Annotated in this window: 6 protein-coding genes; 2 read left to right on the forward strand and 4 right to left on the reverse strand. The window is 40.4% G+C overall.

Annotated features, from left to right (window positions below):
- Nucleotides 1-92: 92 nt before the first annotated feature.
- Nucleotides 93-2,729, reverse strand: a complete 2,637-nt coding sequence (locus L8106_RS20755) for a M1 family metallopeptidase (RefSeq protein ID WP_009786408.1) — start codon at nucleotides 2,727-2,729, stop codon at nucleotides 93-95.
- Nucleotides 2,730-3,282: 553 nt separating this feature from the next.
- Between L8106_RS20755 and L8106_RS20760 the strand changes: the two genes are divergently transcribed.
- Nucleotides 3,283-4,449, forward strand: coding sequence for a pyridoxal phosphate-dependent aminotransferase (locus tag L8106_RS20760; RefSeq protein ID WP_009786409.1), 1,167 nt, complete (start codon nucleotides 3,283-3,285; stop codon nucleotides 4,447-4,449).
- A gap of 120 nt (nucleotides 4,450-4,569) precedes the next feature.
- On the opposite strand, the gene L8106_RS20765 is transcribed toward L8106_RS20760, so the two are convergent.
- The 3 genes from L8106_RS20765 to L8106_RS20775 are packed head-to-tail and all read right to left on the reverse strand — an operon-like array spanning nucleotide 4,570 to nucleotide 11,957.
- Nucleotides 4,570-4,863: an acylphosphatase gene (locus L8106_RS20765; RefSeq protein WP_009786410.1), complete on the reverse strand. Its 294-nt coding sequence runs from the start codon at nucleotides 4,861-4,863 to the stop codon at nucleotides 4,570-4,572.
- Nucleotides 4,864-4,878: 15 nt separating this feature from the next.
- Nucleotides 4,879-8,751 carry a helicase C-terminal domain-containing protein gene (locus L8106_RS20770; protein ID WP_009786411.1) on the reverse strand — a complete coding sequence of 1,291 codons (3,873 nt, stop codon included), beginning with the start codon at nucleotides 8,749-8,751 and terminating at the stop codon, nucleotides 4,879-4,881.
- On the reverse strand, nucleotides 8,748-11,957 hold the full coding sequence (locus L8106_RS20775) for a hypothetical protein (RefSeq protein ID WP_009786412.1): 3,210 nt from the start codon (nucleotides 11,955-11,957) through the stop codon (nucleotides 8,748-8,750). Before L8106_RS20775 ends, L8106_RS20770 begins: the two co-directional genes overlap by 4 nt.
- 279 nt (nucleotides 11,958-12,236) lie before the next feature.
- Between L8106_RS20775 and L8106_RS20780 the strand changes: the two genes are divergently transcribed.
- Nucleotides 12,237-13,658: a HEAT repeat domain-containing protein gene (locus tag L8106_RS20780; protein ID WP_009786413.1), complete on the forward strand. Its 1,422-nt coding sequence runs from the start codon at nucleotides 12,237-12,239 to the stop codon at nucleotides 13,656-13,658.
- The last annotated feature ends 85 nt before the right edge of the window (nucleotides 13,659-13,743 follow it).

A 13,743-nucleotide genomic window follows, 5' to 3' on the forward strand; every position in this document is an offset into this window, starting at 1 on the left:
TTAAAAATTGCGCTAACCCATCTTATAAATTAGTTTTTGGGGCGTACTCAGAAACAAGATTGCTAAACTCGCCCCTTCTTTGCTGATGCTAACTAACTTTTGCCATTAGATTTCGCTTTAGAATTCGCCTGAGTTTTGGCTTCTAGACTTTCTAAGCGACTCTTTAATTCTTGATTGTCTTTTTTAACCTTATCGAGTTCTTGACGCAGTTGTTTGAGTGCTTGATCAGAACCGACATTTTTCTGCACCTTTTGAACCGCTTCTTCTGCTTTCCGGCGAACTCGTCCATCAAGGGTTTGATCGGCTAAATCATTTAAAACTGCAATCGCTTTTGGCGTTTCCATCTGTTGTAAGGCGACAACAACCGCAACTTGAGTCAGGAAAAAATCTTCTTTTGAGAGTTCTTCCAATCGCTGTAAAATGCGTTCAAGGTTAATGTTGTTTTGACCGGATGAAATCGTCCCTAAAGCTCGAATAGCAGCCAAACGTAAGGCTTGATGAACCGTAGGATCAGTATATTTTAAGATTAAATTCAGAGCAGGTTCTGAGGTTTTCATCCGACTTAAACCGGAAATCGCTGCTGAACGTAATACCTCATTCCACCCTTCTCGTTCTTGCAATACCGATTCTAACAGTTTGATTCCCCCTTCTTCGGTGAGTGTTTCATCAGGATTTCCAGCTACCATTTCACCAATAGCGGCAATGGCTGAAGCTTCAACGTAGTAACTCGCATCTCCGTTGTCAACGATGGATTTTACCGCTTGATAGCTGGCGGGTATTTTGATTTTAGCTAAGGCGTTAACAACCGCCCGACGCACTCTCGGTTCAGAATCTTCTAAGCCAACAATTAACCCCGCAAAGGATTGATCCAGTTTAATTTTATTGAGTTGTTTGGCGACTTCAACCCGTACCCCCCAAAAAGGTTCGTCTTTGATGGCTTTGGAGAGGGCTTTTACAACTTCTAATCCCCCTTTTCTCGCTAATGATTCCGCCGCAAAAATACGAGAAATCGGATCAGGATCAAATTGTAATTGGGCTTTGAGTTCAGCAACAGGATATTCTAAACTCACCGTTTTTAGAGTATTATTTCCCGCATCAAAACTAATGAATTTTGGTTTTTCAGTTAGGGGAAAATAGAAGCTTTGTTCGGCTTCATGGATACGAACTGTAAAGATCTGAAACTGCGGTGCAGGTTGATCTGGAGATTTAGATAAATAGCCGAATGCTATCGGAATTTTTAAGTCAAATAAATTGCGTTCACTGACTTTTTCACTGTTTTTAGCTTGCTTTTGCTTAACGGTAATTTTAGCCAGTTTATTTTCGCCATCCCAACTATAAGATACTTTATAATCTGGATGACCACCCCGATATACATATTGATCAAATAAAAACAGTAAATTCCGTCCAGTCGATTGGAGAATAGCTCGCAGTATATCAACGGTTTCTACCGTTTTGTGAGCATTATTCTGAACAAAGGTATGAATCGCTTTGGTAAACAATTCATCGCCGAGTTCAGTGCGAATCATGTGATAAACACAAGCCCCTTTTTCGTACAGATGACGATCATAAAGTTCAATGGCTTCTCGATAAATATGAGTGACAATGGGGCGACGATACCGAGAACGATCTTCTGATAAGTAATTCCGGGTTTCATTCAGTCGATAATAAGCGGCTTCCTCTTTTCCATATTCCTGTTCTGTCCACAAGACTTCTGAATAAGTCGCCATTCCTTCCTTGATCCAAGCATGAGACCAATGTTCAATGACCACTAAATCACCAAACCATTGATGAGCGAGTTCGTGAGCGACTAAACTTTCCGTATTGCGGTTATCAATTGCTGCTTTTTCATCGAGTAAACAGCGATCTGTTAACAAAGTTGTTGAGGTGTTTTCCATCCCGCCAAAGATGAAATCATCGACACAAACTTGAGCATATTTCGGATAGGGATAGGTGTAGCCAAAAGCTTGAGAGAAAAACTCAATCATTTGAGGGGTTTTTCCCATGCTACGACGAGCATCTGCTTCCCGGTTTTTTTCAACGTAATAAATCACAGGAATATTATTCCAGTGATCTTGAATTTCCGCAAAATCACCCACCGCTAATGTCATTAAATAGGTGGGATGAACTTGTTTTTGTAACCAATGATAGATGATCTTTTCACCCTGAGTTTCACGGCTGAGAAGTTCGCCGTTAGAAATAGCGATAAAAGGCGGAGTTACTTGCACCCGAATTTCTGATGTAGCGAGTTGTCCGGGATAGTCGAAGCAAGGAAACCAAAAACGGGAGTCTTCGTCTTCGCCTTGCGTCCAAACTTGAGTCGGTTTATGGGGATAATGGGCGTTTGGACTGATAAAATAGAGTCCCCGCTGAGGTTCATCAACACCGTAGGTGATGGCAATCTTAATGGGTTTGTCCGCTTCTGTCGGCTGATTGAGATAAATCTCAAGTTGTTCACCATCATAGTCGAAGGATTGATCAACTTGATCAAGTTTCACCGCCTCAATTTCTAAGTCAACCGCATCGAGCCTCAGTGTTTCAATTCCACTTTGCACGGGTTTTAAGGTAATGGTACAATCCCCGTGAAAGGATTTGTTGGGAATATCTAACACCAGGTCAAGAAAAATGTGTTCAACTTGTCCAGGGCGGTCAGGGTTGTAGTGTGGACGAGCGCCAGGTAGCTCAAAGGATTTTTGGCTGTCGGTCTCGGTATCAAAATAAGAGTGCAACATTTAGTAACTCTGAAGCTACAGTAAAAAAACAAACAAAACACCTATGTTTGTTGCTCTATTATAGATGAAATATTGCAGTTTATGTTTTAATTTGTTGTTGCCATCTGAGTCGGTGAACGGTCGGGTCGCTGCTGGTGATTTTAGCCTGGATGATCACCGGAGATCTCTTTGAGATTGATGGGGTCTGAACTCTATACCGTTTTGAGGATTTGATCCTATTTTTGTCAAGATCGAAAAACCCAGGTTTAAATGATTTGAGGTTGATTTATTGGAAAAAAAGAAAGAGAAAATGAGCTATTTTTTATTCTGATCAAAAGAAAATCTAGGGACGGGAAACAAATTTGATCGGATTCTCTGATTTTTTTAAAGGTTCTAAAAACTTATGGTTTTCCACAGTCAAGGTCGATTTCGATAAAATTTAGACCCAAAAAACTTGACAAAAAAGTTATTTTATAGTAAAAAAATGTCAACAATATTTGATAATTAGGTTGCAACTAAGCCAAACCCCGCTTAAAATTTAAACTTTAAAAGCTCAAATCAAGGTTCACAAAGGATGAAGCTGGCAGCACGAGTCGAGCAGGTTACACCGTCCCTGACGTTAGCAATCTCAGCCAAAGCTAAAGCGATGAAGGCTGAGGGAATAGATGTCCTCAATTTTAGTGTGGGAGAACCTGACTTCGACACACCTAAACACATTGTCGCTGCGGCTAAGGAGGCGTTAGACGAGGGCAAAACCCGTTATGGGCCAGCAGCCGGGGAACAGAAGCTAAGACAGTTAATCGCAAAATCCCTCAGCCAACAGACAAGCCTATCCTATCAAGCCGAGAACATCATTGTCACCAATGGCGGTAAACAGTCGCTGTACAACCTGATGATGGCGACGATAGAAGCCGGAGATGAGGTGATTATTCCGGCGCCGTATTGGGTGAGCTATCCTGAAATGGTGAAACTCGCAGAAGGAAATCCTGTCATTGTTCCGACTTATGGAGATACCGGATACAAAATTACCCCCGAACTTTTGCGTCAGTCAATTACCTCAAAAACGAAACTATTTATCCTGAATTCTCCTTCTAATCCGACGGGAATGGTGTATTCTCCCGATGAAATTCGAGCCTTAGCAAAAGTTATTGTCGAAGCAGGAATTTATGTGGTAGCCGATGAGATTTATTGTAAAATAATCTACGATGATGCTAAACATCTGAGTATTGCTGCCGCTCATCCTGAGAGTTATAAATACACTTTTATTAGTAGTGGTTTTGCCAAAGCTTACGCAATGACGGGGTGGAGATTAGGATATTTAGCGGGCGATACCCAAGTCATTAAAAGCTTAACTCGCATTCAAGGTCATAGCACTTCCAATGTGTGTACATTTGCTCAATATGGGGCTATAGCTGCTTTAGAAAATTCCCAAGAATGCGTTGAAGAAATGCGATTAGCTTTTGCAAAACGGCGAGAAGTTATGTATGAAATGCTCAGTAATATTTCAGGAATTAGCTGTATTAAACCCGATGGTGCATTTTATATGTATGTGAATATTGGCAAGTTAGGCATCACTTCAGTTGATTTTTGTAATGCCTTATTAGAAGATAAACAGATTGCAGGTGTTCCGGGAATTGCTTTTGGAAATGATGATCATATTCGCTTATCTTATGCGACTGATTTAGGAACGATTGAGACGGGAATGAAACGCTTAGAAGAATTTGTGCGTTCACATCTTTAAGAAATAGGAAATAGGGAATAGGCAAAAGGCACTCATGCAAAAGGCACTCATGCAAAAGGCAACAGAGAAGATTCATAATTCATAACTGTTCCCCGTTCCCCGTTCCCTGTTCCCTCTTTCCTAACGCGAAATCTCAAAATCCTGTAAACCTTTGGGAGACTCCTGATGAACAGACACCTGTTGAACAACAGCCGCAGGTGGGCCTTGATGACACCATTCGATCATTGATTTTACATCAGGTTGTGAGCCTTCCAATACCGCTTCGACGCGACCATCTGACAAATTCCTCACCCAACCGTTAACGTTGCGTTGTATCGCCGCTTCACGAGTCGAAAACCGAAAGCCGACCCCTTGGACTCGTCCCGAGATGATCAGGCGAACACGTTGAGTTGATGAGGGTGATGAGTTTGGCATTAATGATATAATCAATTAGCTTTCTTCTAGGTCTTCTAATAAAATGGTGTTGAGTAAATTCAACTCGGAAGATGCCATAAAATAGCAGTTATTAAACGCTGATTCTAACGAAGAAATTGACGGACGGCCAGCCACCGCAGCCCAAGGAAAATCCCGGTATTTAGCAATCACAGGCATGACTGACCCTTGAGGGGTTAATGTCCGTCCCAAGGCATTTCGCCAGGTTTCCGAATCTTCTAATTCCTGTTTTCTTTTAAACCCATCATTAGCAGAATCTTCTCGCCAAAATTGGGGATAATCTAGGGGTAAGGCAATCATCACATCGTTGGATTGAATCTCTTCTAGTATAGAATATTCTCGCCATTCGGCGTTATTTTCACGCAGTAAAATTTTATAGAGATCGCGAGCGGGGTCACGCAGTTTTCGCGGGATTTTTTGAGACTCTCCTTCTCCTATTTGATTGAGTATACCCATCAATCGCTTTCTAGCTTGACGAATTGAAGCTTGAGACTCAGAGAAACTGTATTTTTGTTGATTTTGGCGATCGCCCCAATCTTCCCACCAAAACGCCCCCAAACAAGTGAGATAATCGGGAATCTTGGTTGTATCATTGACTTTTGGTAACAGGGAACTTGAGGGACGAGAAATTGTTTTAACTAATGCTTCAAGCGTCGGATAATTGGCGAAAGAAACCCGATCAACTTGAGTCGTTCGTCCTGTTAATTTAAAATCTTTAAACAATTCTTCTACCAATTGTTGACCTTTCCTCACAAGTCCTTTTAACTCCGAAGGATAACTTTGATCACACACAAAAACATTAGCCTCTTGCAAAAACTGTTTAATCTCATCAGAAATTAACTGAATTAACTCATCATCCCCAATACTACCAACCGGAACAAAAGCCAACCGTTGTTTTTGCAGTCCTGCATCTCCTTTAATTCGAGTCAAAATCGTCGAACGCAGCATTAATAATAACGTTAATAAATCGCTGGATTGACGCAACCATTGACGTTGTTTATCGACGGTTTCACTGGGAATAAAAAAGTCATTAATCAGTAACACAACCCGCCGAGAAATATTTTCACCCGAACATTTTTCACCCGTTTCTGGATGGGTATATTGTCCGCGTCCGCGATAAATTAACTGGGCAATTTCCATTAATGAAGTTTCTACACTAAAACGGGGAAAAGAGGCAATAATCCAATCAGCTTTTGGAAAAGAAACCCCCCTCGACCCGGAAGAAGTCATTAAAAAGACCTTGACATTATCCCGCTGGGGTTCGGTGACTAACCGCAGGCGTTCACGGGGTAAAACACTTTGGTCTAAAACTTGAACTTCATCTTTTGAAAATAACCGTTTATTTCCCTCGGTTAACATTCCCTTGAGTTGGCGTAAAAATGCTTTATCTTGAGCAAAAAATATAATTTGTTGCGCGTTATTTTCTAACCCTTTTTTAATTTCTTGCCAAGCATTATTTAAAAGAACAGTATCACTCTGTTGACGAATAGCTGTTTTAATACTTTGTTGTTTTCCATCACGGTTTAATTCTGGGGTAATTATCGACAGACGAATACTATAATCAATTGTTAATTCTGTCGCCGGATAACTATTGCTCATAATATGTAAAGCTGAGTGTTTTTTTCCGCCTATTTTTAATTCAGTTCCCGTTACCCGAAACGCTTCATCACCCCGGCTCGGACTAATCAAAACTTTATCGGGAACACGCTTACCCGCTTCCATAAAATTCTTCAGAACAATTTCATTACTTAAAGACGCATCTGCAATAATTAAAATTACCCGAAACGGTGAATTTTCAGGGATTCCAATAAACTGTTGTTGTAACCATCTGGCGATTTCATTAACAAATAATGCTCCGGCTCCATCCCCCGCTACTTCATCGACCATCACAATAATTGTCGGAACCCGTTTGGCAAATTCTAGACGTTCATTAATTCCGGGTCTAGTATCAACAGGATTGCGAAATAAGTTGCTTAACGCTTCAATTGTCGTCCCCTTGCTTAAATTTCGATAACCTTGTGTCGCTACCGTTAAAACAACTTGTTGAACTTGGGGGTTTTCTTTCAATAAATGACGAGTTGCAGTCGCCAAAGTTCTTAAAACTCCAGGACTTATTTTTGTATTAACTCGCTCATCCCGTTCATTTAGAGATTCTTTATAGCGTTGACTGGTAGCAATATCATTATTAATTTCTTGTTCTTCTTCGGGATTAATACAAAGGGTATTAATAGCAGGATCTTTGAAATGCTCAACCCCATTTACAACAACAAGACTATCAATATTTCTCGTGTTTTCTTCTTGAGAGGCTATTTTCTGCTCATAGTAGGTTTTAGCGGAACGAATCAGTAAAGAGTTAGTTGTGACTGTTAATATTCCCGTCTTTTTACCCTGTTCTTCGGCTAAATCTTGGGTAACATTTTGGTTGATCACAACACGAGGACTCGCATATAAAAATAAAAATCCTTCGCTTTGTTCTTTCAAAAAAGAGACAACCGAAGCGGTTTTCCCAATCCCCGGATTTCCTTCCAAAGCGATCACATTTAATTGCCCAGATATTGCCGAAGCTAAACCTGCTTTGATCACCGATTTATGAGCATCTCTAAGCGTTAAACTAGGTTGAGTTAGATAGGGTTTAATCGCGGAACGGGGAGAGGTTTGAAAGTAAGTTTTCAGCTTTTCTGTTTCTTCAATGGCGTCTACAATCTGCTGTTTTTCAAAGGTTTGCATGGGTTGAAAGAAGTCTTCTACCTGCTCACTAAAATCCATGCTTAAATCTTTTTCAAAGCTGGGCGTTTGCTTAAAATAACTTTTCGCTTGCTTCTTTAAAGAAGGAGGGAGAGACTTTAAAAGTCTATTAAAAACGACTTTAATTTCAGCGTTAAAATTTTCTGGACTTTTCTGTTTGATTAGATGTTCATAAGCTTCACCCAAAGATTTCATTAACTGAACTTGGGGATTATTCTCAGAATTAAAATTAGCCGATAAACTTTCAACCCCGTTTGATGTAATCGCCATTGCTCGAGTCATACAAGAGTTTTGTAACCGCTTTTTCCTTTGCAGCAAATCAACTAATTTATGCGTATAGGAAGACGCTTGAGATAATTTATAAAGGGGTTTATCTTTCCCACTAAACACAAAAAGATGTTTTTCTAATTTAGAACTAACTTGCAGTTGATCGCCTTGAACTTCTGCACAAATCCGCGAAAAACTTCCTCTCGCATCTAGATAACGAGTATAACGGTTAATTTCTTGACAATGAGCCGTTTCTAAACGAAAGTCTTCTAATTCTAAAGGAGCATTAAAAGAAAACTCAAAACAGAGAAGAAAATCCTGTGAGGATTGACGTTTTTTGAGTTGTTCTTCTGTGGGAGATAGCCAGAGTAAAAAGTCCGCTCGTCCTGGCTGTCCTTGCTTGACTAAAGACTGATCAATAAAATCCGAAATGTTAAAAGCTTGATGAAATTCTTCAGCCGTTTTCTTGGGTTCCAAATCTCTATTATCCGTTTTTCCGGGTAACGTCAAAGGACACCATAACGCCTCTAATTTCATCCGGCGAGAGGGTTTATAATGATTCAGACATTCTCGTAAGCTACTCCAGCCTAAACCGTACCCTAAAACCAATAAATGGCGTAAATATTCTTGAATCCATTCTTCAATATAAATATCGTGAACAGGTAAAGTTTTTGTCTCTTTTAAAGCTTGAATTAGGTGTTTGCTGAGTTGACTAATTTTAACATTTCGCCAAGGTTCGAGTTGGGGATGTTCTTCGTTTAAGAATTTACTATGCAGTAAATGAGCGAGGACACCCCGTTGAACGGCGATTTCAAAAACTTGTCCCCAAATTGAAGCTTGTTCTAAATTACTGTTCATCGCGTTGTCCTCCGACGAAGTACCTGAGCCATGCGAGTCAGTATCGCTGGATAACTTAATAAGACTTTTCCTTGACGCCGTGAGTGTAAAATTTTTGCTTCTCCTGCGGCTTCAGTGGTATTCGGAGAAATCCAACCAAAGGGGTCAAGAACGGGAATAAATTGTTGATTCTGTATACCCCGTTCGGCTTCAATAAAATGGAGTCCTCGCAGTACAGTTAATAAGCAAGGATGAACGCTAGAATTTTGTTCGGGATCGATTAAATGTTGACGCGATTTTTCCGTCCAATTAATATTACTAATGCGAGAATCGGAGAGCATAAAATAAACACAAAATCCCGATTGTGGTCTTTTTGATTCGTCAATGGCGTGGAGGGTTGCAAAGGTATAAACCGGAATAATATCGCGTAACCCCATTTCATTAATCTGCTCAGAAAAATAGGTGTGATCGCTGGCTCGTAAAATTTCAAAAGCGGCTTCGTTGTTCTTCTGGCGTTGTCGCATTCTGGTTCCGGGAAAGACATCTCGCAGCAGGGTATATATGGTTAAATCGGGGAAATCTTGGTAGAGTTTTTGCAGAAAGTTTTTATCCGCTAAAGGGGTATTATAATCTGCTGTTCTGTTAATTCGACGACTCCGATAACTATGAGCTAATAAAATAATATGTTGACAACCTTGTTTTTCTAGATAGGCGACTTCTTCTTTAATGAGTCGTTGTTCGCGGAGTTCTTCTTCGCTAGAAACAATATCAGATTGCATTCGTTCGGCTTTGAGTTCGTAGCCAACGAGGGGGTTTTCGATAGCGGTAGCGATGTAGCTTTGACTTAAAATTATATCATTTTTCTGGGGATTTTTTGGGCTTTCATCGCAGGGGCGGCTTTTATAGGAAATTAAACCCAGTTTGGAGACGGAGGGTTTTTCAGGAGTAGAAATGGCAATGGGAAATGCACTGAATAAGGCGGTGAATACTCCTTTTTTTACATGGGTTGCATTTTTCTTTTTCAGGTTTTGTAAGACTAGCCCCTGCATTCGGGTGGGATTATCTTGGGCTAACAAGGACTCCAGGGCTTGAGCCGCAGCATAGATATATTGTTCGCCGCTTTGATCATCATTTTCTTGGCTTTCTTGTAGTCGTAAAATTGAGGTTGTAAAGGATAAGTTTTCGGTGTTTTTGAGTTGTTTGACGATACACCACAAACAAGTATAAATCAGAACTGCAAAGGCGGTTACTGCTGCTGAATGTCGTTGCTTTGCTTCATCCTGTTGTTGTTTCTTTTTATTGCTTCTCTGTAATGTTCGGGTTTCGTATTCAATTTGAATGGCTTTGGGTAAAGCCCAGTCACGGGCTTTAATAGCAATTGGACAAGGTTTGTATTTTTTGGGTTGATTTTGCTTCGCTGTTTCCGGTTTACTCTGCTCTTTTTTTTCTGTTTCCTCGGCTTTCCATTCATAGGGAACAAAAATCACCTGTAATAATTTTTCGGGTAAACACCGTTTAATCTTTACAGATTGTCCCTTGTCTTTGATGACCAAATTTCGTTCTAATAATTCAGTTTCTACTTTAATTGAAAACAGGAGATTGGGAATTAATGACGGATTTTCATCGATTTCGATTTGTTGTAGCCAAGCAATTTTGTCCTGTGTGTCTGAGTTTGATGTCACTAATAAATCAGGGGTTCCGGTTTCGGCAATTTCGAGTCTGTCCCAGTTAACAATTCCTTTTTTCAGACCAATAAATTGTGTGGCTGTTTCTCGGTCAACTTGGGAGATAATTTGTTCCCCTTGGCTTTTGAGAATGCTAATTAAAGCTGCTGCTATTTTATTCATTGAGTCATCACGATTGCTCAGTTCTTGAATAAAACCCTCCATTTCTTGTCTCTGAGTTTCTTTGATTTTATCAACTAGTTTTTCCAGTCCTCTTTCAATTTCTTTTTGAGTTAATTTTCGGTCATTACTCGGAACAACAACGGATAGAAAAAATAGTTCCGAAAAGCAATTTCTGAGCCGATAGTGAGAGAGATTCTCCGCTTCTGATAAATCTTCTTGGATTCTCTCTAAGCGGGCTTTAAAGGCTGATTTTCCTCGCTCTGGATTGTTTCCATTGATCCGAAAACGATAACTAATTTCGCGAGTAATATTATTATCGGTTGACTCGGAGTTAGCTTGTCTATTTTCAAAAATTTGGGTTTCCCATTCCGGCCAAACAGCCAGACAAGAGAAGAATCTAGTATTATGAATATAATCGAGAAAATTAATTTCCGCCATGGCTCCATATTTGGCGGTGAGATCGAGTGTTAATCCTTGGTTTTTGACAATTTCAACAAAGTGCTTGATTCGTTGAATATATTCTGCTAAAAGTTGTTTATTCTGGTCTTTACTGTCTTTGGCTTTGTTCGCGATCGCCTCCATAATTCTAAAGGTAATATTTAAACGAACCCTCGATAAAGCCTCATCCTCTAAAAATTCAAGAAAGCGTCTAATTTGACTTTCAACTCGGTTATGTTCGGCTTCTAAACTAGCGATCGCTTCGTCGATTTCATCTTCATCTGCATCTCGATTGGTTTCGAGTTCATCGGCGATCGCATCGCACATTCGCTTAAAATAATTACTACTATCAATCCGTTCTACTGCGGAAATAATTTTCGCAACTTCAACACCGCGATCGCTTTTAGATTGGTTGCGATCGTCAAAAGCTAGGGGAATTAAATTCGCCTGACTGATTCCCGAGGGAAAATAACCACTAACCCGTTTCGCCAGGTTTTCCAACTCTTCTTTGACATTATCAATGAGGAAATCTTCTAACTTCACATCAGGGGGAAGTGCGTTTTTTAAAGCTTCTAAAATGCTCTCTCGCAGTCGATCAACCCCGTTGGGAAGTTGTTGTTCATTTCCTTCGCTCAGTTGACCCCCAATGCGACTCTCAAAGCCATATCCTGGCGGATCGAAATCCTTGACAAAATTACTGTCTTGTGACTTAAATTCTTTGAGGGAAAATAGCCGCAACAATACTCCCGAGGTGCAGATTCTCAATCGTTTTCGGTGTTGATCGTAGTAAAATAGAGGCCGTTGTTGAGGATTGTCAGGAAGTTCTGAACTCTGGGATTTGACGGCGATCGCTTTTTCGAGCAAACTAACTAAAAGCGCAAGATTGAGGGAAGCTTGCTGCTGTGAAGCCTGTAGGGACGCACCCTGATTTGAATCTTTCATTGTTTGGGGTCTCCTGATTATTCTGCCTGTTCAGACAGCTTCATCCTGCTTGAGTTGACCCAACCCCAGAGAATGGTATCTAAGCCCAAATTTTATTACAGTTTTTCTACCTTGTCAATCCCCGGATAGAAGAAAAGGAAAAGACCCAGCCAATTGCCCAAGAGTCAGGGGTTTCAATGGAACTGCTGTTTATGCCTTCACCTGTTTAAGTGAATAAATTGATGCAAAAGTAACGCCAGATTATTATTATAATGACTTATTGTCAACAGGGAGGCAGATATGGAAATTCTCAACCTAGCTATTATGTTAATCGCTGCGGCTTTTGCGGGCTTAGGGGTTGGTTTCTGGTGGTGGGATAAACGGTTAAAAAGGCAAAAACGAGCCTATGAAACCCAAATTCGCCAACAAGTTGAACAGCTTGAGAAAGAACATCAAAATCGGATTAAAGAAACGGTAGAATCTCTACGACTGGAGTATGAAACTGAACTCAGACAACAAAGCGAAGAAACTGAACGCTACTATCAGCAAAAACTCAATGAGGCGAATGAATCTTGGCGAGATCGATTAACGACAGAACAGCGTCAACTCAATGAACAAATTCAAGTCCGAGATGTGGAACTCGATGAGATGAATCAATCTCTCACCCAGTATGAAACGCAACTGGGACAAGTGAATCAACAGTTGGTTGATAGTGAACAGGAAGTTCAACAAATCAACCAATCTCTGAAGGCTTATGAAGCGAAACTCGGACAAGTTAGCCAAAAATTAGAAGTGAGTAAGGTTCAAGTTCAAGGGATGGGTGAAGCGATTAATTTGTATGGAACTCAACTCAAAAAACTGAATGAAGATAGCGAAACCACTCAAGCGGATATTCAAAGTCGCATGGGATTTATTGAACAACAACATCAAACAGAAATTCAACAGTTACGACAGGATTTAGAAGCGACTCAAGAAAGTCAAGTTCAAAATGCGATCGCGGGTTTAGAACAAGAGTATCGAGTCAGTATTCGCACCGGAACGGATCAATTGGTTCGTTCGATGCAGGAAACTCCCGAAACCACGCCAGAGTCGCAGTCATCAATGGCTGTTCCTCCGGTGGAAACCCAACCGGAATTGGTGATCGAAGAACCAATGCTACAGATGACGATCGCAGATGAAAAGGTTGAACAGGAAACAGTTGAGGAAAACCCTAATGAGGAAAATATTAGAGTTGAGAATGAGCCTGATGCGGTGATGTCTGCAAATGTACAAACCTCGTCTTCATCTACTAATGAAGCGGTTAATACTTATATCATTGAAACGATTAATCATTGGGGAGATTCGGGTTTACTTTCAACGGTGCCGCAACTCTTAAATTATGCTCAACACCAAAATGATCAAGTTCGTGAACAGTTAGCGATCGCATTGGGTAAAATTGCCTCTACAAATGGTTTAAGAACTGAGATTCAACAAGCGATTCCAACGTTAGCAAAACTGAGTCAAGATCCGAATCCTCAAGTGCGTCAAGATGCAGTCAAAGCGTTAGGTGCAATTAAGTCAGAAAAGGTTATTCCCTTTTTACAACGTGCGTTACGGGATTCTAGCTATACTGTTGTGCAAGCTGCAACCGTAGCATTAGAAAAGTTCAAATCTTATCCCGTCAAACAAAAAGCGAAACCTCAAAATCTGTCTTTGCAAAAACATAATCCTAGAGAACAATAAATGGATTAAATATTATCTGGATTTTTCCTTAATTCTTGTAATTGTGTGGCGAGTCGTTCGGCTCGTTGCATCTTTTCGTGCTATC

Source organism: Lyngbya sp. PCC 8106 (assembly GCF_000169095.1).
GTDB lineage: Bacteria > Cyanobacteriota > Cyanobacteriia > Cyanobacteriales > Microcoleaceae > Capilliphycus.